Annotated in this window: 40 protein-coding genes and 1 pseudogene; all 41 read left to right on the forward strand. The window is 29.7% G+C overall.

Features of this window, described 5'->3' with window-relative positions:
• Window positions 1-124: 124 nt before the first annotated feature.
• The 41 genes and pseudogenes from Tmeso_RS13710 (at window position 125) to Tmeso_RS13900 (ending at window position 25,572) form a co-directional block, all read left to right on the forward strand.
• Window positions 125-532, forward strand: coding sequence for a single-stranded DNA-binding protein (locus Tmeso_RS13710; protein WP_099192167.1), 408 nt, complete (start codon window positions 125-127; stop codon window positions 530-532).
• Window positions 533-548: 16 nt separating this feature from the next.
• Window positions 549-803, forward strand: a complete 255-nt coding sequence (locus Tmeso_RS13715) for a nucleoside triphosphate pyrophosphohydrolase family protein (protein ID WP_099192169.1) — start codon at window positions 549-551, stop codon at window positions 801-803.
• Between the two features lie 19 nt (window positions 804-822).
• Window positions 823-1,062 (forward strand): aspartyl-phosphate phosphatase Spo0E family protein, encoded by a 240-nt coding sequence (locus Tmeso_RS13720; RefSeq protein ID WP_099192171.1) that lies wholly within the window; start codon window positions 823-825, stop codon window positions 1,060-1,062.
• A gap of 41 nt (window positions 1,063-1,103) precedes the next feature.
• Entirely contained in the window at window positions 1,104-1,310 is a 207-nt protein-coding gene (locus tag Tmeso_RS13725; RefSeq protein WP_099192173.1) for a DNA-directed RNA polymerase subunit alpha C-terminal domain-containing protein, read from the forward strand.
• Between the two features lie 34 nt (window positions 1,311-1,344).
• Window positions 1,345-1,536 (forward strand): DNA-entry nuclease, encoded by a 192-nt coding sequence (locus Tmeso_RS13730; protein WP_099192175.1) that lies wholly within the window; start codon window positions 1,345-1,347, stop codon window positions 1,534-1,536.
• 12 nt (window positions 1,537-1,548) lie between these two features.
• Complete coding sequence (locus Tmeso_RS13735) at window positions 1,549-2,013, forward strand: hypothetical protein (protein ID WP_099192177.1); 465 nt, start codon at window positions 1,549-1,551, stop codon at window positions 2,011-2,013.
• 34 nt (window positions 2,014-2,047) lie between these two features.
• Window positions 2,048-2,191 carry a hypothetical protein gene (locus Tmeso_RS16550; RefSeq protein ID WP_187296373.1) on the forward strand — a complete coding sequence of 48 codons (144 nt, stop codon included), beginning with the start codon at window positions 2,048-2,050 and terminating at the stop codon, window positions 2,189-2,191.
• Complete coding sequence (locus tag Tmeso_RS13740) at window positions 2,185-2,475, forward strand: hypothetical protein (RefSeq protein ID WP_099192179.1); 291 nt, start codon at window positions 2,185-2,187, stop codon at window positions 2,473-2,475. The genes Tmeso_RS16550 and Tmeso_RS13740 overlap by 7 nt, the downstream gene beginning before the upstream one ends.
• Window positions 2,476-2,477: 2 nt before the next feature.
• A complete protein-coding gene (locus Tmeso_RS13745) occupies window positions 2,478-2,891 on the forward strand; it encodes a hypothetical protein (protein WP_099192181.1) in 414 nt (137 codons plus the stop codon).
• Window positions 2,892-2,905: 14 nt separating this feature from the next.
• Entirely contained in the window at window positions 2,906-3,667 is a 762-nt protein-coding gene (locus Tmeso_RS13750; protein WP_330400364.1) for a DNA-methyltransferase, read from the forward strand.
• A gap of 223 nt (window positions 3,668-3,890) precedes the next feature.
• Entirely contained in the window at window positions 3,891-4,253 is a 363-nt protein-coding gene (locus Tmeso_RS13755; protein WP_099192183.1) for a hypothetical protein, read from the forward strand.
• Window positions 4,243-4,434, forward strand: a complete 192-nt coding sequence (locus Tmeso_RS13760) for a sigma-70 family RNA polymerase sigma factor (protein ID WP_187296374.1) — start codon at window positions 4,243-4,245, stop codon at window positions 4,432-4,434. Before Tmeso_RS13755 ends, Tmeso_RS13760 begins: the two co-directional genes overlap by 11 nt.
• A 291-nt stretch (window positions 4,435-4,725) precedes the next feature.
• A pseudogene (locus Tmeso_RS17215) lies at window positions 4,726-4,962 on the forward strand (phage integrase N-terminal SAM-like domain-containing protein); the annotation flags it as partial.
• Between the two features lie 48 nt (window positions 4,963-5,010).
• A complete protein-coding gene (locus tag Tmeso_RS13770; RefSeq protein ID WP_145993169.1) occupies window positions 5,011-5,574 on the forward strand; it encodes a tyrosine-type recombinase/integrase in 564 nt (187 codons plus the stop codon).
• A gap of 17 nt (window positions 5,575-5,591) precedes the next feature.
• Window positions 5,592-5,786 (forward strand): hypothetical protein, encoded by a 195-nt coding sequence (locus tag Tmeso_RS13775; RefSeq protein ID WP_099192191.1) that lies wholly within the window; start codon window positions 5,592-5,594, stop codon window positions 5,784-5,786.
• A 15-nt stretch (window positions 5,787-5,801) separates the two neighbouring features.
• Complete coding sequence (locus Tmeso_RS13780) at window positions 5,802-6,248, forward strand: endonuclease (RefSeq protein ID WP_099192193.1); 447 nt, start codon at window positions 5,802-5,804, stop codon at window positions 6,246-6,248.
• A 4-nt stretch (window positions 6,249-6,252) separates the two neighbouring features.
• Window positions 6,253-6,507, forward strand: a complete 255-nt coding sequence (locus tag Tmeso_RS13785; RefSeq protein ID WP_099192195.1) for a hypothetical protein — start codon at window positions 6,253-6,255, stop codon at window positions 6,505-6,507.
• A 147-nt stretch (window positions 6,508-6,654) separates the two neighbouring features.
• On the forward strand, window positions 6,655-7,068 hold the full coding sequence (locus Tmeso_RS13790) for a phage terminase small subunit P27 family (RefSeq protein WP_099192197.1): 414 nt from the start codon (window positions 6,655-6,657) through the stop codon (window positions 7,066-7,068).
• A 13-nt stretch (window positions 7,069-7,081) separates the two neighbouring features.
• On the forward strand, window positions 7,082-8,779 hold the full coding sequence (locus Tmeso_RS13795) for a terminase large subunit (RefSeq protein ID WP_099192199.1): 1,698 nt from the start codon (window positions 7,082-7,084) through the stop codon (window positions 8,777-8,779).
• Entirely contained in the window at window positions 8,769-8,963 is a 195-nt protein-coding gene (locus tag Tmeso_RS13800; protein ID WP_099192202.1) for a hypothetical protein, read from the forward strand. The genes Tmeso_RS13795 and Tmeso_RS13800 overlap by 11 nt, the downstream gene beginning before the upstream one ends.
• Before the next feature lie 18 nt (window positions 8,964-8,981).
• Window positions 8,982-10,220: a phage portal protein gene (locus tag Tmeso_RS13805; protein ID WP_099192205.1), complete on the forward strand. Its 1,239-nt coding sequence runs from the start codon at window positions 8,982-8,984 to the stop codon at window positions 10,218-10,220.
• Complete coding sequence (locus tag Tmeso_RS13810; protein WP_099192207.1) at window positions 10,220-10,921, forward strand: head maturation protease, ClpP-related; 702 nt, start codon at window positions 10,220-10,222, stop codon at window positions 10,919-10,921. The genes Tmeso_RS13805 and Tmeso_RS13810 overlap by 1 nt, the downstream gene beginning before the upstream one ends.
• A gap of 15 nt (window positions 10,922-10,936) precedes the next feature.
• The gene (locus Tmeso_RS13815) at window positions 10,937-12,112 is read left to right on the forward strand and encodes a phage major capsid protein (RefSeq protein WP_099192209.1); all 1,176 of its coding nucleotides are present in this window, start codon (window positions 10,937-10,939) and stop codon (window positions 12,110-12,112) included.
• 58 nt (window positions 12,113-12,170) lie between these two features.
• Complete coding sequence (locus tag Tmeso_RS13820) at window positions 12,171-12,455, forward strand: head-tail connector protein (RefSeq protein WP_099192212.1); 285 nt, start codon at window positions 12,171-12,173, stop codon at window positions 12,453-12,455.
• Between the two features lie 8 nt (window positions 12,456-12,463).
• Entirely contained in the window at window positions 12,464-12,793 is a 330-nt protein-coding gene (locus tag Tmeso_RS13825; RefSeq protein WP_099192213.1) for a hypothetical protein, read from the forward strand.
• A gap of 12 nt (window positions 12,794-12,805) precedes the next feature.
• Window positions 12,806-13,231 (forward strand): hypothetical protein, encoded by a 426-nt coding sequence (locus Tmeso_RS13830; RefSeq protein WP_099192215.1) that lies wholly within the window; start codon window positions 12,806-12,808, stop codon window positions 13,229-13,231.
• An 11-nt stretch (window positions 13,232-13,242) separates the two neighbouring features.
• Entirely contained in the window at window positions 13,243-13,722 is a 480-nt protein-coding gene (locus Tmeso_RS13835; protein WP_099192218.1) for a phage tail terminator family protein, read from the forward strand.
• A 17-nt stretch (window positions 13,723-13,739) separates the two neighbouring features.
• On the forward strand, window positions 13,740-14,840 hold the full coding sequence (locus Tmeso_RS13840; RefSeq protein WP_099192220.1) for a phage tail sheath C-terminal domain-containing protein: 1,101 nt from the start codon (window positions 13,740-13,742) through the stop codon (window positions 14,838-14,840).
• An 18-nt stretch (window positions 14,841-14,858) separates the two neighbouring features.
• Window positions 14,859-15,284 (forward strand): phage tail tube protein, encoded by a 426-nt coding sequence (locus Tmeso_RS13845; RefSeq protein ID WP_099192222.1) that lies wholly within the window; start codon window positions 14,859-14,861, stop codon window positions 15,282-15,284.
• Between the two features lie 63 nt (window positions 15,285-15,347).
• Entirely contained in the window at window positions 15,348-15,776 is a 429-nt protein-coding gene (locus Tmeso_RS13850) for a hypothetical protein (protein ID WP_099192224.1), read from the forward strand.
• A gap of 201 nt (window positions 15,777-15,977) precedes the next feature.
• The gene (locus Tmeso_RS13855) at window positions 15,978-17,618 is read left to right on the forward strand and encodes a hypothetical protein (protein ID WP_099192226.1); all 1,641 of its coding nucleotides are present in this window, start codon (window positions 15,978-15,980) and stop codon (window positions 17,616-17,618) included.
• 11 nt (window positions 17,619-17,629) lie between these two features.
• A complete protein-coding gene (locus Tmeso_RS13860) occupies window positions 17,630-18,052 on the forward strand; it encodes a phage portal protein (RefSeq protein WP_099192228.1) in 423 nt (140 codons plus the stop codon).
• A gap of 1 nt (window position 18,053) precedes the next feature.
• On the forward strand, window positions 18,054-19,049 hold the full coding sequence (locus Tmeso_RS13865; protein ID WP_099192230.1) for an XkdQ/YqbQ family protein: 996 nt from the start codon (window positions 18,054-18,056) through the stop codon (window positions 19,047-19,049).
• Window positions 19,049-19,393, forward strand: a complete 345-nt coding sequence (locus tag Tmeso_RS13870; protein WP_187296375.1) for a DUF2577 family protein — start codon at window positions 19,049-19,051, stop codon at window positions 19,391-19,393. The genes Tmeso_RS13865 and Tmeso_RS13870 overlap by 1 nt, the downstream gene beginning before the upstream one ends.
• Before the next feature lie 11 nt (window positions 19,394-19,404).
• Window positions 19,405-19,878: a DUF2634 domain-containing protein gene (locus Tmeso_RS13875; protein WP_099192234.1), complete on the forward strand. Its 474-nt coding sequence runs from the start codon at window positions 19,405-19,407 to the stop codon at window positions 19,876-19,878.
• The gene (locus Tmeso_RS13880; RefSeq protein ID WP_099192236.1) at window positions 19,868-20,983 is read left to right on the forward strand and encodes a baseplate J/gp47 family protein; all 1,116 of its coding nucleotides are present in this window, start codon (window positions 19,868-19,870) and stop codon (window positions 20,981-20,983) included. Before Tmeso_RS13875 ends, Tmeso_RS13880 begins: the two co-directional genes overlap by 11 nt.
• Window positions 20,976-21,512 (forward strand): putative phage tail protein, encoded by a 537-nt coding sequence (locus tag Tmeso_RS13885; protein ID WP_242967936.1) that lies wholly within the window; start codon window positions 20,976-20,978, stop codon window positions 21,510-21,512. Before Tmeso_RS13880 ends, Tmeso_RS13885 begins: the two co-directional genes overlap by 8 nt.
• Window positions 21,512-24,148 (forward strand): hypothetical protein, encoded by a 2,637-nt coding sequence (locus Tmeso_RS13890; protein WP_099192238.1) that lies wholly within the window; start codon window positions 21,512-21,514, stop codon window positions 24,146-24,148. The genes Tmeso_RS13885 and Tmeso_RS13890 overlap by 1 nt, the downstream gene beginning before the upstream one ends.
• On the forward strand, window positions 24,148-24,459 hold the full coding sequence (locus tag Tmeso_RS13895; protein WP_099192240.1) for a hypothetical protein: 312 nt from the start codon (window positions 24,148-24,150) through the stop codon (window positions 24,457-24,459). The genes Tmeso_RS13890 and Tmeso_RS13895 overlap by 1 nt, the downstream gene beginning before the upstream one ends.
• 1 nt (window position 24,460) lies before the next feature.
• The gene (locus tag Tmeso_RS16555; protein ID WP_187296376.1) at window positions 24,461-24,610 is read left to right on the forward strand and encodes a CD1375 family protein; all 150 of its coding nucleotides are present in this window, start codon (window positions 24,461-24,463) and stop codon (window positions 24,608-24,610) included.
• A gap of 95 nt (window positions 24,611-24,705) precedes the next feature.
• Entirely contained in the window at window positions 24,706-25,572 is an 867-nt protein-coding gene (locus tag Tmeso_RS13900; RefSeq protein ID WP_099192242.1) for a tyrosine-type recombinase/integrase, read from the forward strand.
• Window positions 25,573-25,581: the final 9 nt, after the last annotated feature.

The raw sequence follows: 25,581 nt of genomic DNA on the forward strand, positions 1-25,581 counted from the left end.
AAGCTGAAAAGGTAAGAGAAAAACTTGGGTGTGGGATACAAGAAAGTATAGATATAGCACTAGAACTTTTGAATGTTAAAGATTTAAAAAAAATAATAATTTTGTAAAAAAAGGTGGGGATTATATGAATTGTACTGTACTAACTAATGCAAGGATAGCAAGAGATCCGGAATTAAAGTTTCTTCCAAATGGGACACCTAAGCTTATTTTAACAGTAGCAAAAGGGAGAGGATACAAAAAAGATGATAAAGAAGTTACCGATTTTTTACGTGTCGAACAGCTTTCAAAAGGTGCTGAAAAGTTAATAAATTTACTTTATAAAGGGCAAAGAATAAACATTAAAGGATCATACCATAGGGATACTTGGAAAGATGAAAACGATGATTGGAAAGAAAGAAATTACATTCAAGCTGATATGTATGGCGGTATAGAAATAGTAGATTGGAAAAATGATGAAAAATCTTTTGAACCTGTAGGCTTAGATACAGGAGGATTTCAGGCATTAGATGATGATGATGATATTCCATTCTAGATAAAAGGAGGGAAATATGAATATATATAAACAGGCTGTTGAAAAATTTGGAACGGATGCCCAGCTAATAGTAGCAATAGAAGAATTAAGCGAGTTGCAAAAAGCAATCACAAAATATCTAAGGGGTAAACAACATAATATCGAGGAAGAAATGGAAGATGTAAGAATAATGTTAAGACAATTAGACGAAATGACAGATGTAGTAAATCAAGAAAAAAGCAAGAAGTGGGAAGCTATTAAAATACATAATTTGAAGAATCTTATTAAATAAAGAATTGGGGGGAATAAGCATGTTAAAGCAACTAACAGTAAGGGGAATTATGGAGAAGGCTATGAAAATTACTAATGATGAAGCAGTTAAAAAAGAAGCTGGTAAAGTAATTAAAAATACAGAGATAGAAATGTATAGAGAGATAGTAGCACAATCTTGTTTGAAATATGGAGCTACACATAAAAAAACAGTTAAGTTAAGTGAAAAGCTAGATGAGTTAGTAGTTGCAGCTCAAAAGAGAAGATTAGAAGCTTGTTAAACGCAGGGGATTAAGATATTTGCGAAACTGGGGGGTTGACTATGCATATTGATAAATTGAATTTTAGTGTAAGAACATATAATTGCCTATGTAGAGCTGGATTAGATACTGTGTCTAAAATTACTGAAAGAAGTGAGTTAGACCTAAAAAAAGTTAGGAATTTAGGAAGTAGAGGAATAGAAGAAGTAAAAGATAAATTGAAAGAACTAGGGCATGAACTTAGTTCAAATCAAGACGGACAGGACTAAAATAAGATTCCATCTATATTTTTAGGAGGATATTATGGGGAAGTTAGGAGTTAAAAAACTTAGTGAGGAAGAATTAGAGTACATTTGTAAATATGTAGATAATGACGGTACGAGAGGAGTTGCAGATGCACTAGATAGATGCATAGATACAATTTTAAAAGCTAAGAAAAGACTTATAAAGAACGGACTATTTGAGTATTATAAAACACTTAATAAGCATTGGTAGGAGGGGAATTTAATGATAATAGTAAATGTATTCACTGGAGAATTGTTTGAAGGAGAGAAACAAACTCTACAAGAGCAGGAAAGCATTAAAGAGTGGATTAGAGAACAGTTAAACGGAATTATGGAACAATATGAAATAAAACATGTAATAGAGCAAATATTGGACTTAAAAGATGGAGAAAGTGATGAAATATATAATGGCGAAAATCTTTTATTAGAAATTAAAAATATAAGTTTAAACAGAAAAGAGTTAAAGTTACCAAAAGAAATGTCCGAGCATATCAAAAAAGCATATGCAGTTATAAACGATAATGGAAAGTTACATATAGACATAGATTTTCAAAAACATGTATCGGAAGAAGATAAAAATTTGCTGATGCTCTGCATAAGTAATGCATTCCTTGAAAGTCTTGAAAATAATGAGTATGAAGGTTTTGAAGAATTTTGCGATGGTATGACTATTGGAACTCGAGTATAGTCGTTAATAATAAAATACATGGAGGGATAATCACATGAAAATAAATGAATTAATAGAAGAACTGCAACAGTTGGCGAATGATTATGGAGAGGATTTAACAGTGAGAGATTCGGAAGGATTTAAAATAAATGGTGCGTATATGTTTGATGAAGATGAGAAAGAAGTAAGAATGTGTTAGATAAATTGAAACTGATTAGTGAAATATTAGGTTATTTAATTATCGGGTTTTCTTTATTTATGTATATTTACTTGAATATATTTCTAAAACACCATGAAGCAAGAAAAAAGAGAGTTAATGCAAGCATATATCTTAAAAATGCTATTTTAGAATTAAAGAATATACCTTGTAAATGCAAAGAGGAAGATGAAAATGTAGGATGTAATAAATGTCTTTTAATTGAAGATGCAAGGAATATTAGAGCGGATATAAACAAAGAAATATCAAAAGTAATGGAGGGGTAAAAATGAAATTACCATTAAAACTTATGAATATTTTTGGAAATAACATGATATTAGATGCAGACGAAAATATATTAGAAATTAAGGATAATAGAGAAAATGCAGAGGAAATAGTAAAGAAAGTAAATACCTTTGACGTACTAGATAAAGAATTGTGTAGACTTGAAGATAAAGAAAAGAGATTAAAAGAAGAAAATGCTGAACGTAAAATGGAAAATGACATACTATTAAAACACATAGCAGATATAAAAAAAGCTTATATAGACTTACTATCTAAGGAACATAGCTTAATGTCGCAGAATCGTGAATACATAGAACTTTTGGGAGTTGCTAATGAGTATATAAAAGAAAATTTAGAGGAAGGCTGTTTAACTGCTGAAATAGATGAGTTATTAGAAAAAGCTAAAAGTAATAGATAGAAGGTGAGAAAATAGTGGAATTAAATAAAATCTATAATATGGATTGCCTGGAAGGAATGAAGTTAATAAAAGACTGCAGTGTAGATATGATTCTATGTGATTTACCTTATGGCACAACGAGGTGTAAATGGGATTCTATAATACCATTGGATAAGCTTTGGGATCAGTATGAAAGGATAATAAAAGATAACGGAGCAATAGTATTGTTTGCACAAACTCCGTTTGACAAGATACTTGGGTGTAGCAACTTAAAATTACTTAGGTATGAATGGATATGGGAAAAGACACAGGCTACAGGTCACTTAAATGTAAATAAAGCACCATTAAAAGCTCATGAAAATATATTAATTTTTTATAAAAAAGCACCAACATATAACCCTCAAAAGACTTACGGACATAAACCTATAAATAACTATACAAAATATATATCAACTCAAAATAAGTCGGAGTTATATGGAAAATTATCTAAAGAAATTAATGGGGGTGGGGAAACGGATAGATACCCAAGAGATATTCTAGTATTTAGTTCGGATAAGCAAACTTGTAATCTTCACCCTACTCAAAAACCTGTTGCTTTACTTGAATATTTAATAAAGACATATACAAATGAAAATGAAATAGTATTAGATAATTGTATGGGGAGTGGATCTACTGCAGTAGCAGCTATAAATACTAATAGAAAATATACAGGGTTTGAATTAGATAAAAATTATTATGAAACTGCAGTAAATAGAATTAATAATTATCAAGCTCAATATCAATTAAAAATAATATAAGTAACGTTAAATATAAGATTAGAAGGGGGACACAGGATGAAAGAAGTAAAATGTAAAAACTGTGGGAAAACATTAGGAGAGTTAAAAGGTAAATTAAAAATAAGATGTAAGAAATGTAAACAGATGAATTACATAGAAATCAAGTAGCGGACCAAGCGTCCCAAGATAAACATTTTTTAAAATGGTTATCTTGGGACTTTTTTATTTTAAAGGAGGGAGAATATTGAGATTACAAGATGTCGGAAAAGAATATCAAAATAGCTGTAAGTTATTAAGTAGAAAAATGAGAGAACTAAATAATAGAAAAAAGCAATTAGAAGAATTAAAAATAAAAGCTAAAAAGGAATCTAAGATAGACTACATAAACAATGAAATAAATGATTTAAAAGATAGATTGAATAAATTATCAAATATATATAGAACAACAAGAGAGATAGGAATAGAAGCCAGAAATTATTACAAAAAGGAGTGGTGGCGTAGTGCAGAATATACAGTTAACAGCAGAAAATCAAGACCTCATCTTTTCTATCATGGGGCAGAAAAATATGAATACGAATCATATGCAAATCAAGAGAATGAAAAATAATCTTAAAATTGCAATGAATGAATATTTAACAGATAGACAAAAAGAGATATTAAATATGTACTATTTCGATAATAAAACTATTGTACAAATATCAAATGAGTTAGGAGTAACAAAAGGAACGGTAAGTATAACTTTGAAAAGAGCAAAGAATAATTTAAAAAAAATAAAAAAATTTATGTAAAGTTTGACACTAACGTCAAACTTTTTCTATTTTGTAGGGTAATAGTGAAAGACATTTTTCTAAATAAACATTTCTCTCCCTAAAAAAGCAGACAGTTTTGTCTGCTTTTTATTTATCTTTATATAATACAAAGACGAGGAAATGTCAAAAAAATACTAAAAACTATTTTACATAAAAAATGTAGTTGAAACAAAGTAATATCAAAGAACTAAAGGGAATCAAAGAAGTATTACATTATTAGTGTTATGTAATAAATAAATCTATAGATAAAGGAGTGGATTAAAGACGAAGATAAAAGATTTTTTAGAAGATTATATAGAAGAACAAAGAGAAGATAAAAGTCCGAATACCATTTCTTATTACATAACAGACATAAAACAATTTGATAGATTTATAGATTGTAAAGATATAGAAGAAATAAAAAATATAAACGTTGAGGAATATAAAAGTGATTTACTATTTGAAAAAAATTTAAAGCCTGAAACTATTAATAGAAAATTATTTAGTCTAAAAAAATATTTAGAATGGATCAATGAGAATGAAAAAATAGATTTAATAAAGATTCTTAAAGTTAAATTGATTAAGATACAAAAACAAGAATATCTAGACGAACTGTTAGAAATGACTGACTTTGATAGGCTTGTAAGAATTGCTATTAGAGAAAAAGATTTAAGAGCTGTAGCTTTATTCTATGCTTTGTATCTAACAGGAATGAGAGTCTCAGAAGTATTACAACTAAAAGTCTCAGATGTGGCTAATGATTATATAACAGTAATAGGGAAAGGAGAAAAAGCAAGAGATGTACCTATTACAGATGATTTGAGAGAATATATAAAAGATTACATAAGAGACAGAAAACAGCCTATTGGTGGATCTTTATTTGTTAATAAAAATAACGATAATGTAATGAGTAGACAAAGTATAGATAATCTTATAAAAAAATATGCAGGAATGGCAAAAGTCAAGTTGTCGAAAGCTCATGCTCATAATTTTCGTCATCTAGCTGGCATTAGAATGATGGAAGAAGGATTTACAATAGATGAAGTAGCGGACGTGTTAGGACACGGTAATATTAATACTACGCGAATATATACTAGAAAGACTAAGAAGCAACTAAGAAAAGCAATGAGTAGATTATAGATAAGGAGGAAGTATTGATGTCTAAAGAAAATGCAGGAAGTAGTAATGGAGTAGGGTTTGTAGGTTTATTACAACTATTATTCATAACATTAAAGTTATTAAATAAAATAAGTTGGTCTTGGTTATGGGTTTTAAGTCCAATATGGATATGTGCAGCATTATTTTTAATGATATTTATCGTATTGTTGTTGACTGCATTATCAGAAGGATAGACTACAGGTAATTATATGGCACATATGAGATTATGCAGATGTGGTAAAAAAATTGAATTTGAAAAGAAATATTGCGATAAATGCGCTTCAAAGACAAAGAAAGAAAAAAATTCAAGAAATAAACATTATGATAAGTATTTTAGAGATAAAGAATCTTATGCAATATATCATAATCCAATATGGATTAAACTTACAGAGCAATGCAAGCATAAGTTCAAAGGGTTAGATATATACCAGTTATACAAGTATGATGAAATAATATATGGAACACTGAGCCATCATATAGAACCTGTAAAGGATAACAATGACAGAGTGTATGACATTACTAATCTTATTTACTTATCAGATGCAAGTCATGCAGAGATACATAAAGAATATGACAAGAGTGATGAAAGCAAAAGAAATATGCAACGGTATTTATTTAGTTTAATAAATAGATATGAAAAAGAATATAAGGAGTGATTGAATGATTGGCAAAAATGAATTACCACCATCAAAATATAAACCAAATTATAAGCCAGTAGCACAACCACCAAAAGGAGGATGCAGTGGATTGAAATGCAATCATAAGTTAGTTCACTTAGAAACGAAGAAGTATGAAACGTCTTGTGGGTTTAATAGTGAATGGAAAAGGATAGACATATATCATTGCGAACGATGTGGCGAGCTGATAACTAAGGAAGAAAAGACATATAACAGAGATAGACCTGATTGGTATTAGAAAATATTAATATTTCTATTGAAATTGCATTTATATGGGGTAGGGGGTATATTAAAGTTTTTGACGTCTGTATCAAGACCGTATCCCCCAAGTCGTGTGCAAAAAAACATAGATTTTAGGGTGAGGGGGGGGTAAAAAGGTGATTTTATGGTAAAAACAGAATCAAAAGAGCAGAAAACTAAAAAAGAAACATGTCCAAGTTGGCTAGATAAAGAAGCAAAAAAAGAATGGAAAAGAGTATATAAAATATTAGCACAGGAAGGAGCAGAATTTACATCTAAAGATTTAAAAACTTTAGAAATTTATTGCAGGAATTATTCGAAATGGAAACAGTGCGAGAACACATTATTAAAAGAAGGGCTTACGTTCAAAACCCCAAATGGATATGTACAGCAAAGACCAGAAGAAAGTATTTCCAATAAAGCTCAAGAAAAAATGTTACAGGGGGCTAAAGAATTAGGACTGACTCCAGCTTCTAGAGAGAGGATGAATAAAAATAGTAATTCTAATTTGACAAAAGAACCAATAGATCCAGAAATGGAAGCGATGATTTCTAAGTAGTAGGTGAGGTGATATGAACGAAAAATTAAGGGCATTTATAGAAAAACATATAAAAGAGCAAATTGAATATGATTTGGATGAACTTATAGAAGAATTGAAGTTGAAATGGAATGATGATAAATATTATTATGATGAGGATGAAGCTAGAAAGTTTTATAAGTTTATAACTAAATTAGAACTAGACAAAGGGCAAAAAGGCCAAAAAATAAAGCCTTTAAAATTTCAATTTGAAATAATAACAGAAATATTATGCATCAAGAATATAGAAACAAATTTTAGACGTTTTAGAGAATCATTATTGGACATAGGTCGTAAAAACGGTAAAGGTTCTTTGACAGCATGGATCATGACTTACTTATATTTCACAGATTACACATTCGGTGCTGAATATATAATAGTTGCTAATGATAAAACGCAAGCTGGTAACTTGTTTAATACAATAAACTTGATGATAACCAATAATAAAACCCTTAAGAAATATGTAAAAATCACAGATAGTAGAAAGTTTATGTACAGAAAGGCTACTAATAGTTATTTAAGAGTATTGAGCAATGATGGTGGTGGACTTGATTCATATGCAGCATATTGCGTAGTATTAGATGAAATACACGAATACAAAGATGCTAAAGCTTATGAAAAGTTAAGAACTGGTATGGGATTATGGGACGATCCGCTTTTATTCATGACAACAACAGCCAGTAGTGGTGAGGATCCTGCTAATTTAGAAATGGAAATGTATACTTATAGTAAATGTTTGGAGAATGGTGAATTCACCGACGAGGCGTTCTATTATAAGATATATGAAGCTGATAAAAATTGCAAGATGGATGATATAGAACAACAAGTAAAAGCGAATCCAGCATTAGGAATGTTTAGAAAGCTTAAAGATTTACAAGATTTCGCTAAAAAAGCTATGAAATTAAAGACTAGGGAAAATGCATTTAGACGATTGTACCTTAATCAGCACGTAACTACTGATATAGAGAATGCTATCAATATGGACCTATGGGATTCTTGTGTTAAAGATATAGATTTAGAAGATTTAAGTGGACTTAAGTATTGCGGTGGTTTAGATATGTCGTTATGCCAAGATATAACAGCTTATCTAAGGACTTTTTACGATGATGAAAGAGATAAGTATATAGTATATCCTAGAATGTATACACCTTTAGATACTTTAGAGGAGCGTTCTGAAAGAGATAATATAAGATATGATACATATGTTAAAAAAGGAGAATTAATAGCCCTAGAAGGAAAATCTATAAATGTAAATCACATGGTTGAAGATGTTGAAGAAATTGACCTTGAATATAATTTCAAAAACTTAGAAATAGCATACGATAGATGGGGTGCAAAAGATGTTAGAGCAAAACTAGAAGATAAATATGATGTAGCTGAAATGGGACAAGGATTCAAAACAATGTCTCCTGTTATAAAAGACTTTGAAAACTTGCTGTTAGAAGAAAGGTTAATAATAGCTGATAATAGTTTTCTTAGATTTATGGCTAAAAATGTTGTAGCTGTTTCAGACGATGCAGTAAATATAAAATATTCTAAGAAAAGAAGTAAATTCAAAATAGATGGAATAATAGCTTTAGTGATGAGCTTAAGTAGAGCGATATTCAATACTAATGAATTGATTAATACTAATAAATATACATCTGAGGAGTACCTAAATAGATTATATGGTGGTGGCAAAGATGAAAATTAAAAAACTTATTTCCAATATAAATACAAAAATTAAAAAGCTTGTTTTTAGCAACATACCGGAGTGCTTGTTTATTTTGGGTGTGATTTATATAAATTATGCAACTTTTTTGATAAACCATATAGCTTTCTTATATGTTTTAGGAACTACTTTTATAATATTAGGTATAGCTGCAGCAAAAACATAAGAAAGGGGGTGAGGAAATGTGGGATTCTTACAAAAAATAGTAAATAGAACTGGTTTCACTCTAAATGATCCAGGTGCAGAAGAATTTTTCAGAAGTATAGGCTTAGATACTAACAACATTTCAAGCTCAAGCGAACTTAGTGAAGTTGTATATTTTACTTGTCTTAAACATTTATCAGAAACTCAAAGTAAAATGCCTTGGGAAAAACGCAAAATTACACAAAAAAAGGGCAAAGAAAAGATTGTAGATAACAACATAGATATATTGCTAAACATAAGGCCTAATGAATATTATTCTGCTTCTACTTTTTGGGGATGCATAGAGCTCAATAAATTGCACTATGGAAATGCTTATGCCTATATAGAAACTAACAAAGGTGAACCTTGTAAATTATGGATATTACCTAGCAAAGAAGTATCGATATGGATAGATAATGCCGGAATATTTGGTAACACAAATTCCATATGGTATGTTTGGACAGATTCCAATACAGGTAAACAGTGGACATTTTCGCAAGATGAAATACTACATTTTAAAACAGGTATGAGTCTAAATGGGTTAGTTGGCATGGCAACAAAAGATATATTGCAAGCTCAAATACAAAGTAGGCTTAATGCAGACAATTTTTTAAAGAAGCTATATGAAAATAATATGTTTGGCAGCAAAATTCTTATACATTATACAGGTGATATCAATAAAAAAGGTGAAGATGCATTGGCTGAAAAATTAGAAAATTTTTCGGCGAAGCGTGGTAGTGGGAAATTCATACCGTTACCATTAGGGATGCAAGCTCAGTTAATGGACATGAAATTATCAGATGCACAGTTTTTTGAAAACAATAAATTCAGTGCGCTACAAATAGCAGCAGCTTTTGGAGTTAAGCCGAATGTAATTAATAATTACGAAAAATCTAGTTACAGCAATTCCGAGACACAACAACTTGATTTCTATGTTAATACTTTACATCCTTCCTTCAACTCGTATGAACAGGAAGTAACATATAAATTAACTTCTAAAGGACAGATTAAAAATGGAATGAGACTACACATAAATGAAAGAGTATTATTCAAAATGGACAGCAAAACACAGGCAGAAGTTTATTCTAGTTATATACAAAACTTCTTAATGTCACCGAATGAGGCTAGAGAAGAATTAAATCAACCATATAAGGAAGGTGCTGATGATTTAATTGGAAATGGTAATTATATTAAGCTGAATCAAGTTGGCAATCAGTGGAAGAAAGGAGGAAGTGAATAATGAAAATAGATGTAAAAGGTGCTATTGTTAGCGATAGTGATAAATGGATATATGACTGGCTAGATATACAGGCTACAAGTCCTAGAGACATTAACAGGGCATTAGAAAAGGCTAATGGAGAAGAAGTAGAAGTTATTATAAATAGTGGTGGTGGTGATGTATTTTCAGGAAGTGAAATTTACACAGCATTAAAAGATTATAGAGGTAAAACCACAGGTAAGATAGTTGGTATTGCTGCTAGTGCTGCTAGTGTAGCTGCGATGGGTGTTGATGTTTTATCAATATCTCCTACAGCTCAAGTTATGATTCACAGAGCATCTATGGTAGCAAGAGGAAATGCACAAAACTTTGAAAATGGTGCGACTGTTCTAAAAGGCATAGATAAATCAATAGCTAATGCATATATCCTAAAGACTGGAATGCAACAAGAAGAATTATTAAATCTTATGTCTAATGAAACTTTCATGACTGCTCAAGAGGCAAAAGAAAAAGGTTTTGTAGATAGCATAATGTTTGATGATGGAGTTAAATTTGCAGCTAATATGGAAAATGGAATGCTACCACAAAAGTTAATAGATAAAATTAGAAATGAATTAAAAGGCAAAATCACAAATGAAATTGAAGAGGGTACAGTAGTTGGAAATTCAAATAATGAAGAACTAGAAATTGCGAAAGCAAAATTAAAATTACAATTAATTTAAAGGATGGTGTATATTATGAAAATATCAGATGAAATTAGAATAAAGTTAAAAGAATTAAATAATGAAGCTGATGCACTTATGAACAAAGAAGGAGTAAAAGCAGAAGAAATAAACAACAAGGCAGAAGAAATTAGAACTATGAAAGCTAAATTGAATTTTCAAATTCAAAAAGAAGCAGCCGAAAAAGCAGACGCAGAAAATTCTATTAATGCTGGTAATATGAATCAAGTCGAAGGAAATGAAATTGAAGTTGATAATGATGCTAAATATAGCAAAGCATTCTTTAATTCTCTGAGAGGCAAAAGAATATCAATAGAAGATCAGGAATTATTACAAAAATTTAGTAATGCTTTATCAAGTTCAACAGGAGAAGATGGTGGATTTTTAATACCTGTAGACCAAAAAACAGCAATAAAAGAGTTGAAAAGAGAGTATAAATCTTTAGAAGAACTTGTAAATGTAGAGTCAGTAACAACTCTTACAGGGAGTAGAAATATAGAAAAAGATTCACTTTATACTCCGTTTACAGAATTCACAGAAGGAGTTGATATTCCTGATACAGATACACCTCAATTTGTAAATATTCCTTATGCAATAAAGGATAGGGGTGGCATTTTACCAATTCCTAACAATCTTTTAGCTGATAATAATGCAAATTTGTCTGCATATTTAAATAGATGGTTAGCTAGAAAACAAGTAGCTACAAGAAATAAATTGATTGTTGATATTCTTAATACTAAAGCTAAAACAGCTATAACCAACTTTGATGATTTAAAATCTGTTTTTAATGAAACTCTAGATCCTGCAATTGCAGAAATGTCCGTTGTTGTTACAAATCAAACTGGATTTAATTGGTTAGATACTCAAAAGGATTCACAGGGAAATTATTTATTACAATCAGATCCAACTGATAAAACTAAAAAATTATTGTTTGGAGAATATCCAATATTGAAGTATAGCAATAAAACACTTGCTAATGATACAACTTTAGGAATTAAAGCACCAATTATAATGGGTTCTTTAAAAGAAGCTATTACATTATTTGACAGAGATGCAATTTCATTAATGAGTACGCAAGTTGGTGGTGATGCATTTAAGAAAAATAGAACTGATACTAGAGCTATAACTAGAGAAGATATAAAACTTGTTGATGAAGATGCATTTGTGTATGGTGAAATAACTATAGAGTAATTAGGTAGAGCAGAGGCTCTTTTTTTTATGCTCTTTTTTAAAAAAGGCAGGTGGATATATGGTAACTATAGAACAAGCTAAAAGATGGTTAAGAATAGACTATACAGATGACGATGAAGATATACAAATATTAATCGATACAGCAAAAGACTATATAATAAATGCTACAGATATTAATGTAGATACAGAAAGTAATCTATTTAATTTAGCTATGAGAATGCTGATTAGACATTGGTACGACAATAGAAATATAGTTATTATAGGTACTATATCTAAAAATTTAGAAAAATCATTAAGTGCTATACTAGCACAATTAAAATATAGTTATGATTATACTGAATAGGTGATAATATGAAATTTACAAAAATGGAATTATGGGGAACGGTACTTGTAAAAAATGAACGCTTAGGAACAGATGATGATAAAGTGGAAAAGATAAAAGATATATTTGCAGAGTTAATATCTGATCGTAAAGGAAGTATAAGAAAAGTTGGTGGAACAGATGTTACAGAGGTTATAACTACACAAAAAATAAAAGTTAGAAGATTGAGTATAAAAGAACCTAAAATAGATATGTTTTTTAAAAATCAAAATTTGAAATATGAGGTATTAGAATTTTTCCCTTACTCTAATAATGGAGAACAATATTGGATGTTTAATACAAAAATTGTTCATGAGTAGGAGGAAATAACTGTGTCAAAAAATGATTTTGCTGATTTTGAACAGGATTTATTAGCTTTAGCAATGGATGTTAAGAAAAAAGAATCAAGAAACTTTATAAAAAGAGAAGGAAGTGAATTGAGAAAAGAAACTAAAAATGTATATAAAAGTAAAGGCATAGGTACTGGACAAGGAGAGAGTAAAGACGTAGAAAATGGATTCAAACGTGGGAAACCATATATGTATCAAAGTAAAGATTTAAGCATAAGAGTTTATAATAGTCACCCTTTAGCACATTTATTAAATAAAGGACATAGAATTGTAGACAAAAATAAAAATGAAATTGGTTTTGTAGTAGGTTATAACTTTATGGAAGATGCAGAAAAAAGATTTCAAAATAAGTATTTTAATGATACACAGGATTGGCTAGATGAACTAATAAATGAACATGGTTTATAAGGTGGTGTAGAATGATAAAAAATAGTGATATATATAAATGTGTAGTACAAAGGCTTGAAATTAAATATGCAAATACTAAAATAACTACACCAGACAAAAAAGAAGGTCTTATCAGACCTTCTTTTTTATTGAAATTAGATACTGATAATTCAAGCGATTTTATGAACGATGCAAAAGATAAAAATATGACTGTTAGAATTTATTATTTCAGTAAGGATAGAAATGAAAATTACTTAGAAAATATGGATATACAAGACGAATTAGAAGAATTATTTCTAAATCAGAAATTGTATTTAAATGATGGATCTGTACTGAACATACTTAGATTGGAATTTGATACAGTAGATAAAGTTTTACATTGTAGCTTTGAATTAATGCTAACAGATAAGTATGAAAAAGTTGATAATACACCAATCGTAGAAAATTTAGATTTACAATTAGAAGTTGAAGTGAAAGAAGTAGGTTTTATGGGTGATTTAGATTTAATTTAAGAAAGGAGTGATAATCAATGGCAAATATAACAATGCCAAAATTTATACTAGATTTCATAAGTCTAGGAGTAAGTGCTTTTCAGAGAGGTCAAAAAGGTTATGCTGTATTAATAATTAAAGATGATACAGATACAAATTTCACAAGTGTAGAATACACAAGTATAGATGATTTAGATAATATAGAAGAAGCAAAATATACAGCAGAAAATATACAGTATATTAAAGATTGTTTAGAGGGAACACCTAAAAAATTATATGTATTCAGAATGGATACAACAGGAACTTTAGCAGATACTCTAAAACTAATTAAAGGCAAAGTTCCTCTCAATTGCTGGATAAGCATAGTAGATGCTACTCAAGTAGAAACAGATGAATTAGTCAGTTTTGTAAAATCTTCAAATTTGAATGATAAAAAAAGATATAAAACATTTGTATATAAAGCTACTACAAGTGATAATATGCATGTTGTTAATTTTACTAATGAAAAAGTAACATTTAAAGATGAAAGAGCAGAACAAACAGGAGATAAGGCTGTAAGCTATTTAATGGGATTATTAGCAGGATTAAGCTTAGATATATCTGTTATAGCAAAAGTATTAGAAAAGTTTGAAAGTGTAGTAGAACCTGATGATTTAGATGCAGCTATAGGTAATGGAGAATTTGCACTATTTAACGATGAAGGAGAAGTTAAAGTTGCAAGAGGTGTAAATAGTCTGCAAACTACTGGTAGTGGAATTACAGATGATATGAAGTTTATAATGATTGTTGAATCTATGGATTTAACTTTTTCTGATGTGTATAAAGTTTGGAATGATAGTTATAAAGGAAGATATAAAAACGAAGCTGATAATCAATTTTTATTTTTTGGTGCTATGAACGCATACTTTAGTTCATTGGCTATGGATAAAATAATGGATCCAAATTATAAAAACATTGCTAATGTTAATATAGCAAAACAAAGACTTGCTAATATTCCTAAGTATGGGAAAGAGATTGTTGACAGTTGGGATGATGACAAAGTAAAAGAAATGACAGTTGGAACAGACGTATTCGTTGGTGGAAAAGTTAAATATTTAAATGCTATGGAAGATATAGACTTGTCCATACTGATGGCATAGAAAGGATAGGTGATATAGATGCCAATTTCAGATAATTATTATCATGGGAAAAATGGTAAGGCTTGGGTAAGTGGAAATAGGTATACAAATACATATAATCTTTCTGTTATAATTACGAAAAATTATGAGGAAATTACAGATCCTAGAGACGGTCATTATGGTAAGGTGCAAATTCCTAACGGTTGGTCGGGGACAGGTACACTAACATTGAGACGTGATGGAACAGAGCAAGAGTTAATAGATGCTTATGTAGATAGTGCATCGAATAATGGGATTGAAGATATAGACATAATAGCAAAAATGGAAAGTAATAATGGAAAAGTTAATAGATATAAGTATGGCGAGGTAACTTTTGATTCTATGACTATACAAGAATTTGCACATGATACAGCTATAACTGAAATGGAATTACCGTTTAAATTTGCAACAGTAGAAAAATTATAATAAATAAACCCTTACATTTGTTTGTAGGGGTTATTTTAATTAAACAAGAAAAGGTGATTATGTATGAATAAAAATACAGTTTTAACATTAGAAGTATTTAGAAAGAAAGCAATAGAAAAAGAACAACAAAGAATTAAATTTACAGACATAGAGGTTGATGGGTTTGGGTTAGTTAGATTTAATAGACCTACTGATAATCAACTTATAGAATATTCAAATAGAATATCTAATGCTTTTAAGTTCAACAAAAAAGGTGAAGTGTTAGGACAAGATTTAACAGAAATATATGAAGCAAATAAAGAATTGGTTTATATAACTTGCGAGTTTTTACAAGATAAAAAATTGAGAGAAAGTTTAGAAATAAAAGATCCAATGGATATGCCATTTAAAGTATTTGGAATAGATGAAACTCAAAATTTAGCAGATAAAATAGATAAAGCATTTAGTAGTGAAAGTGTAAAAGAAAAGGTTGAAGAAGAAGTAAAAAACTAATAGAGCAAGATAATATAGATTTTAATATATTTAGATATTGTCTTGCTAAAGGAACTCCATTTGAAGATTTATCAAAAATTCCAACACTTGATTATTTCTCAAAACTTTTAATCACTGGAGCAATACAAAAAAATAACGAAGAAACAGTTAAGTATGACGAAATGAAGTTCAAATCTATATTCGGTGAAAAGAGGTGATTAAGTGGCATCGAGGAATATAGCAACAATATTATCTTTAAGAGACAACATGTCAAGAGGATTAATAAGAGCAAGCAAAAATGTAAAAAACATGGACAAACAAACACAGAGAGCAACTAAACGTGTAGCAAATTTTGCAAATAAGTCAATAAAGAATTTTGAAAGAGTTGGAGATAGAACAGCTAAAATGGCAGGTGTTATGGCAACCGTTGTAGCAGGGTTAGCAACAAAAGTAGGGTTTGGCGAAGCTTTTAATATGGAAGGGTACAAAGTACAATTAGAGACAGCTACTAAAAATACTAAAAAGGCTAGTAAATTAATGGCTAATGCAGTTCGATTTGCAAATAAAACACCATTTGAAACAGGTGCAGTAGTAGAAGCTACAGCAACAATGGAGACATATGGATTAAGTTCTAAACGATGGTTAAAAGATGTTGCTAATATGGCTGGTAGTACAAATAAATCAATCTCCCAAGCAACCGAAGCGATGACAGATATTGCTGTGGGAGAATTTGAGAGAATTAAAGAATTCGGATTAAGAAAAGATATGATATTAGCAGAATCTAATAAAAAGTATGGTGAAGGTGTTATATTTAACTCTAAAGGTCAAGTCATAGATCAAATTAAATTAATGGACGTAGTACAAAGTATGATGCAGAAAAAGTTTAAAGGTGGAGCAAAAGCACTAAGTGAAACAAGTCGTGGAATGTGGTCTACTATAACGGGCATAACTAAATCTTCTCTAGCTAAAATATTAGGGATGCAAGAGAATGGAACTATTAAGGCTAGTTCAGCACTTGATAAATTAAAAGGTAAAATACAAAATGTTGCTGATACTTTGCAAAGATGGCAAGAAGATGGAACTATGGATAAAATAGCAGACAAGGCCTCTGAAGTATTTGATAAAGTATATAACTCTATCGAAAAAGTAATAAAATATGTGGAAGATAATAAAGATGAAATAAAATTCTTTGGTGAAGCATTTTTAATATTATATGGAGCAATAAAAGTTATAAAACTAGTTGAAGGTGCTTTAAAACTTGCAGAATTAGCATCCTTAGCATTTAGTGGAACTTTATCACTGACACCAGTAGGATGGATAACAGCCATAGTAGGTGGGTTAGTCTTAATTGCTACACACTGGGACACTGTTAAAGAAAAGGCTGCTAAGTTCTATAAATGGTTAGAAGACCATGATGCAAATGGCTTCTTTAAATCAGTTAGAGAAGGTGGTTATGAGACTAGAGGGAGTAGAGGTGGATCTCTAGGTAAAGCTGCCGATGCTAGAGGTGAAACTGGAATAGATCCTAATAGACTTGACAATAAAGTTAATAATTCTGGAGTACCAAATAAAATAGCTAAATATGCAAAAGGTGGAATAGCAACAGAAGCTTCAATATTTGGAGAAGCTGGTCCAGAAATAGCTATACCATTAAAGAAAACACCGCGTTCTTTATCCTTATTAGACCAAGCAAATAATATTCTTGGTAGTAAAGGCAATGGAACTACTGTAAATAACTATACAAACCAACAACCTATAATAGTAAATTTCCATTCTCCGATTTATGGAGACGATAATCTAAAAAATACAATATTAAAAACTGTGCATGATGCAGTAAATAACAATAAACCAAACTTGGCATAGGAGGTAGACGATTGAATATAGTAATGAGTTATGATAATAACAATGAAATTAAAGTATTTCCTGTAGTTCCTGATGAATTAGGATATGAGCAACCACAAAATAATGAAGAATTTGAAACTGTTAATGCAGGTATATTAAATCTAATAGGAGATATGGGACTTAGAACGTTGTCTATATCTTCTATGTTCCCTACTCATGATTACAAATGGCTTAAAGTAGGAAGTAGCAGTGATGGACAAAGTTATGTTGACTTTATAGAAAAAATACAGAGATTAAAAGTTCCAGCTAGAATTGTAGTAACATATGCAAACGGAGTTGAATTTCTCAATATGGCTTGTACTGTAGAAAGTTTTAATCCGAGATTAATGAAAAATGAAGATATAAAGTATGATTTAAATTTAAAAGAATATACGTTCACAAAAGTAGGTGTATAGTTTGGACAATTACACACTTTATTTAATTAAAAATGATGGTGCAAAGCATAATATAACATCAATAGTTGGTAATTTAAAATGGGAAGATTCTATTGAAACTCTAGGAGTTAGAGTTGATTTCAGTGTAGTAAGAAATCAAGAAGATAAATATTTAGTTAATTATGATCTAGTTGAAATTGGAGATAAAATAATTAAATATAATAATAATATTGAAACTTTTAGAGGGATAATAACAGATGTTACTACTAATAGATATAGTAAAGATATAACAGCTTTTGATTATGCTTTTTATCTTAACAAAAGTAAAACTATAATACAGTTTTATAAGAGTTCTGCAAATAAATCCATTGAAAAGATATGCGAAAAATTTGGAGTTAAAGTAGTAGTTCCAAATATGGCAACTCTAATAACTAAAATATATAAAGATAACACAGTTGCTGAAGTGATTTCGGATATATTAAAACAGGTTAAAGAAGAAATAGGTAAAAAGTATTTTTATGAGATGGTACAAGATACTTTATATATTAGAGAGCAAGGATTTGAGACTATACAGGCTACATATCAACCTGCTGTTAATGTACAGGCATTTAATGTACTAGATGCAATAGGAAACATAACTAAAACTGAAAGTATCCAAGAAATGAAAAATAGTATATTGGTAGTTTCTGATGAAGAGAAGTCAACACAGATTATAGCTAGTGCAAAAGACAATGCTAATATAGGAAAGTTTGGATTATTGCAAGATGTTATGAGTGTAGATAAAAAAGATTCTGCTAAGGCTAATAATATAGCTAAAAATAAACTTAAAGAATTAAACAGGATAGGTGAAGATATAACTATAGATTTACTTGGAAACAATAAAATAAAATGTGGTAGATTGTTAGATTTGAATGTAACGGACTATGGAGTAATAGGCAAATATCTGATTAAAACAAGTCAACACACATATCAAAACAGTATTCATAAATGTTCAATAACAGTAAAGAAGGTGATTTGATGGCTGAAAAAGATTATAGTGTAGAAGTAGCTAAGATATTTAAAGGAAGAGAAAATAAAACTCAAATAGGAAATATAGTTGGAAAAGTAGTAGAAAAATTACCAGAATTAAAAATATCCATATTAAATGGAGAAGTAATTTTATATAGAGAACAATTATATATGTGTAATAGTTTAATGTTAGAAAATATAAGAAAATATCAAACTTCTACAGATAAATCCTTATGGAATACAGAGAATTATTTTAAGTTTACAGAAGAACTAAAACAAGGTGATGAAGTATTATTAAGTCATACAGCAGATGAACAAACATGGTTTATAATAGACAAGATAACAAAGTTGTAGGAGGTGTATAGATGTTTCCTTCACTAGATTTAAATAATGCAACAACGAAAATTGAAGAAGAAACAGCAGAAACATCTACTAATGGAATCGGTAGATGTTTTTTATTTGATTTTCAAAATGGTGACTTTGTATTAAGAGACGGTAAATTAGTAGTTGTAGAAGATATAGATGCACTGAAAGTTTGGATAGAAAAAATACTTCGAACTGAAAAATTCAAATTTAAGATTTATGAAAAAGAAAATAAAGAAGATGAGTATGGAATAAGTATTAAGAAGCTTCTAGCAGGAAAAAAATATCCTAAAGGATTTGTTGAATCTGAGATTAAAAGAGAAATTACAAATGCACTTATTAAGCATGTAGAAATAGATAGTATAAGTAGTTTTGCAACAAATATAGAAGGTATTAGAATCAATATATCTTTTAGAGTAAATCTAAAAGATAATAGAAGCTTTGAACAGGAGGTTAGTTTTTTAGATGGAAACTAGCAAAATAATACAAGATAGAATGCTTAGTAAAATTTCTGATAAATATGATAAATCAGAAGGAGAATTTCATTATGATGTTACAAAAGCTAATTCAATAGAGTTTGAAAATGTAAATAAAAAAATAAATGGTGTAGAGAAAAAACTTAGCATTGAAAATCTAGAAGGTGAAGAACTAGAGCAGCGAGTATATGAAAGAACTGGAATAACAAAAAAACAATCAACTTATTCAACTACTACTGTAATTATAAATGGTACAGAAGGTGCAATCATAAATGTTGGAGATATAGTTGCAGCTGATACAGTAAATTTCATAGCACAGGAGATTAAAACCATAGATAATACTGAACAGTTAGAAGTAACAGTAAAATGTGAACTTCCTGGAAGTGTAGGTAATGTTCCAGTAGGCGCTATTAAATATTTTCCTATAACTATTTCGGGACTCAATACTGTTACTAACCTTAATGCTGTTACGGATGGATATGATGCTGAAACTGATGAACAGTTATTAGAAAGATATTATGAAAGGATTAAAACTCCTGCAACAAGTGGAAACAAGTGGCACTATCGTAATTGGGCTAAAGAAGTAGTAGGGGTTGGAGATTGCAAGGTTTTCCCTTTGTGGAATGGAGATAATACAGTAAAAGTAGTTATTATAGATTCTAATAAACAACCTGCAAGTGCTGAATTAGTAAATGAAGTACAAAATCATATTGATCCTAAAGGTATATATATAGAAGGTGAAAATAAATGGACTTTATGGGGAACTGGAGAGGGAGAAGCTCCAATTGGTGCTTTTTGTACTGTAACAAGTGCTACTCCTAAAATTATTAATACTAGTTTTGTTGCCATCAAAGATACTTCTATAGAAGATTCAGTAAGGCAGCAATCTGTAGAAGATAATATAAGTTCTTACATAAAACAATTAGCATTTGAAACAGATGAAAATAACGTTCCAATTCCGATAAGTTACAACAAAACAGGAAGTATTATTTTAGATTCTAAAGGCATAAAAGATTATTCTAACTTAACTATGAATAACTTAACTCAAAATATTATTCTTACAAATGAAGAAGTACCTGTAATGGGTGGTGTTACTATTGTATAAAGATAGAATGATAAGTTATTTACCTTCATATGAAAGAAAATCTAAGGTAATAAATGATGTACTTACTCCTATTGATTTAGAATTTAAAAATAAAGATATAGATATAGATGATTTAGAAAAACAATTAAGTATAGATACTGCTACATGGGGGCTTGTTATATATGAAGAAGAATCAAATATTAAAACAGACATAACTAAAAGCTATGAAGAAAGAAGATCAGTAATTAAATCTAAAACAAGAGGTAATGGAAAAGTAGATGCAAAGCTAATAAAAATGGTTGTAGACGCTTGGACAAATGGAAATGTAGAGGTTGGTTTTAATGGAAAATTAGATATTAAATTCAATTCGATTTATGGAATACCTTCTAATTTAGAAGATTTAAGAAAAGCTTTAGATGATATAAAGCCAGCACATTTAAGCATTATATATAAATTTGCTTACTTACTTATTAAAGACATACATAATGTAATGACTTTAAATGATATTCAAAATACTAAATTAAATAAATTTGCAGGAGGTGAAGTATAATGCCTAGTAATACACCAAATTTAAGTTTGTATAAAAAAGATCCTGTAGCAGATGGTAATGATACATTCAACATAAAAACTATGCTTAATGACAATTGGGATAAGATAGATACCGAAGTAGCAGCAAAAGAAACTCCTACAGGTGCTCAATCAAAAGCAGATACAGCTGAAACTAATGCAAAAGATTATACAGATTCAGAAGTAGAAAAAATTAGTTCGGAACTTCAAGAAAATACAATACCAATAGAAGCTACTGCGAGTATAATACCAATGCCCTCAGCAGCAACTAATGGTCAATTTAGTGACGTTGTTTTACGAGGAAATACGCTTTTTAACTATGCAGACAATGGAGTTGATTATGCAAATTGGGTAATAGCTGGAAGTGGAACAACTAAGGGTGCTAATGGCATACATCTGGTACAAAATAGTACGAATGAGTATGCAAAATTACCAACTAATTTGCAATCATCAACTCAGTATACGTTAGTTTACATTGTGAAACAAAAAGACTTAGATGGTACATTTGTAATGAACGGATATGAATCTATAATCGACACAGATATTAACTTACCACAAAATCTAGGTATAAACAAAGTTTTATTCAATACATCTAGTGACACAACAAATAACAATATTAAGTTTGTTGTTCCAGGTAACAACACAGAAGGTAAGTATATTGATTTTGAAATATACGGAATATTAGAAGGTGACTATACTGATATAGAAGTTGGAAAACTTGCGTATGGTGCTAATTCTACATTACCAGTACGTATTAAGAGTATATGTAAAAATCTATTTGATGGAGAATTAGAATATGGATATATAGATTCGGCATTAGGAATAAACTCAGATTATGATACAGATACAGCTTTTAGAAGTAAAAACTATATCCCAGTTGAGCCTAACACTCAATATGTTTTAAGTACTCTTACTACAGCACCAAAATCTTTTACTTGGTTTTATGATGTAAATAAAAATGCAATATCTCGCACTGGAGGAATGAATAGAACAGCAGATATTTTCATAACCCCTGTTAACGCTAAATATGTTAGATTTACACTTTATAGCTATGATAACAAAACTTCTCGAGATAATGACATGAATGCACTAAAAGGAATATTACAACTTGAAAAAGCATCTTCAATGACACCTTACGAACCATACAAAAAAAGTGTCGTATATTTACCTCCTATCGGAAGAAGTGTAGGTAACGTGTATGATGAAATTAATGTTAGTGAAGGTGTGCATATTCAGAGAGTAATTGATGATGTTATTTTTACAGGTGCAGATATAGTATCATATCAAAATAATTTAACTAATGTTGATGTCGTAAAAATTAATATTCCAAGTGATATGAAGCTACCGACTAATAGTGTAGATGGTGAAACAAATGTATTTGGAAAAATAGAAGTACCATATCAAACTGATCCACCAGCAGATTATGTAGGTAAGTACAATACTAATATTAATAATAGATTTTGGTTTTTTGTACCAAAAGGAACATATACAGATTTAACAGATGCACAAGCTAATTTCCCATCACAAGCACTAAATTATCAGTTAGCTGAACCTATAGAAACCAAGTTACCACCTCAAATACTACAGGCCTATAAAGATGGAACTCTATACGTAGAAAATGCTTATAGAGATGTTGGATATGTTCAAGGTGGTAAAATACAAGTTGCTAATAATATACCTGTTAAGTCTTTAGAAAATGTATCTCTTATTGATAAAGATACTGGAGCTTTAACTACTATAGATTTAACTACTATTACTATAGATACTGATGGATTAGGTTTTACTGTTAGTGGTGGTACAGAGGGACAATATTACGAGTATGTAGCAGAATATGACAGTAGTTTGAGCACGATACCAACTATATCCGCAATAGTTGATAGTACTGTAAAAGATAATCTTAATAGCTTAAACAATTCTGTATCAAGCTTAAATAAAAAAGCTAATATGCAAGACAACCAAATTAAAATACTTAATAGTGAAGTTGATACCATGAAAGATGGGATGGGTAATTTATCAGATAATAAAGTTGATAAAATTGCTGGAAAAGGATTGAGCACTGAAGATTATACAACTACAGAGAAAAATAAACTTGCGGGAATAGCAACAGGAGCAAATAATTATATTCACCCTTCTACACACTCAGCTAGTATAATTACTCAAGATAGTAGTCATAGATTTGTAACAGATGCGGATAAAGTATCATGGAATAGTATTGGACAGCAAACAACCGGACAAGTAACTTATACAGATACTATTCCAGCTAACTCTGCACTAACAAAAACAATTCCTATTGGCACAGGGTATAAAGAGGGTAAATTGATATACAAAGATAATAATACTAATAGTGTTTTAAGAGGTATTGTGTTTTTCGATAATCTTACAAATACAGCTAAATCATCCATAACAATTGCTGATTCTGGTTATACTGGTGCATACCGTGCTGATTTTAGAAGCAAAATATTAGATTCATACTTAGGAGTTTTAGCTGATTACGAAAATAGTGTATTTGTTGATAATGCTTATATTAGTGGAAGTAATTTAATAATACTTTTCAGAAATACAAATACTTCTGTGTCTAAAAGTATAAAAGTTACGGTAGATTGGGAGGTTGTAAAATAATGATTATAATATGCGATAAAACCTCTAATCAAATAATTGAAAAACATAATTGCGATATAGATATTTCAAATTTTACTCTTTCAGAAAATCAAAATATATTTAAAATCGAAAATTTGGAATTACTCGAAAAAGTAAATACAAATAATTTAATAAAAGCAATTACAGCAAATAATGAAATTATAGATATAGAAGAAATAAAAGAAGAATTGAAGATAATAGAAAACCCTGTAATAGATGAAGAAAAAATAATGTTAGCTGAAACAATAGTTAGCTTCGATGAAAGATTAAGAAAACTTGAAGGAGGTATATAATATGTTTGAATATGTTGCAAATGCTTATATCATTTTGGTTAAGGCTGGGAAGTATATTCTAGATGAAAGCCAGAGGGCAAATGAAACTCAGAAAGTTGTACCTAGTGAATATGCCGTAGTTATAGCCGAAAAAATAGTAAGTAATATATAAATATTATCTAAAGGTACATTTAACGTAGCAAATAGGACCAACAAAAGGTTCTTTTTTTATACCCATTTTCAGAAAAGACATAAGAAGGTGATAGCTTGAATCCAGCAAATGAAAAACTACTAAATAGATACAAAATGTTATGTAAAAACAAAGGCCTTACTACTGAAAGTATTAAAGCTATACATTCAGACTTAACTGTTCTTCTTAGATTTTTAGGAGATAAAAACTTGAATGATGTAACAAATATAGATTTAGAGGATTTTCTACAATATTGCATGGAAGATAGGCAGAATGGACAGTATGCAATATCTAGAAAATTCAGCACTATAAATATGTTCTTCCAAACAATGATTAAAAAAGACTATTTAAATATCAAAAATCCCATGGATAAAATAGACAAAATAAAAATACATCCTCGACATAGAGATCCTTTAACAGAAAAGGAAATGGAACAGATATTTAAGTATTTAGAAGATGAAAATGATATAAGAGGATTAGCTCTATATTCCTTATTTTATTCTTCAGGATGCAGGCTTACAGAAATTTGGCAGCTAAATAGAAATAACCTAAATTTTAATAATAGACAGTTTAAAGTTATTGGAAAGGGGCAAAAAGAAAGGATGTGTGTTTTCTCTGAATATGCTAAACAAAATATTTTAAAGTACATAGAGTCTAGAAAAGATAATTTAGAAGCTTTATTTATTAGCAGAGAAAACAATAGACTTTCAAAAAAATCTATACAAGATAGTATAAAAAATATTGCTAAACGTGCTGGTATAACTAAGAATGTACATCCTCATATTTTACGTCACAGCGCGGGTTTTAGGTGTAGAAGGGCGGGTGTAGCTATAGAGAACATACAATTATTCTTAGGACATTCTGATCCTGGAGTAACCGCTCAAATTTATGCAAGAGGAAATCTTGCTGAAGTTCAAAATATTTTTGATGAAGTTTATTCTTAAAAGGAGCTG

Source organism: Tepidibacter mesophilus (assembly GCF_002724055.1).
GTDB classification, from domain to species: domain Bacteria; phylum Bacillota; class Clostridia; order Peptostreptococcales; family Peptostreptococcaceae; genus Tepidibacter_A; species Tepidibacter_A mesophilus.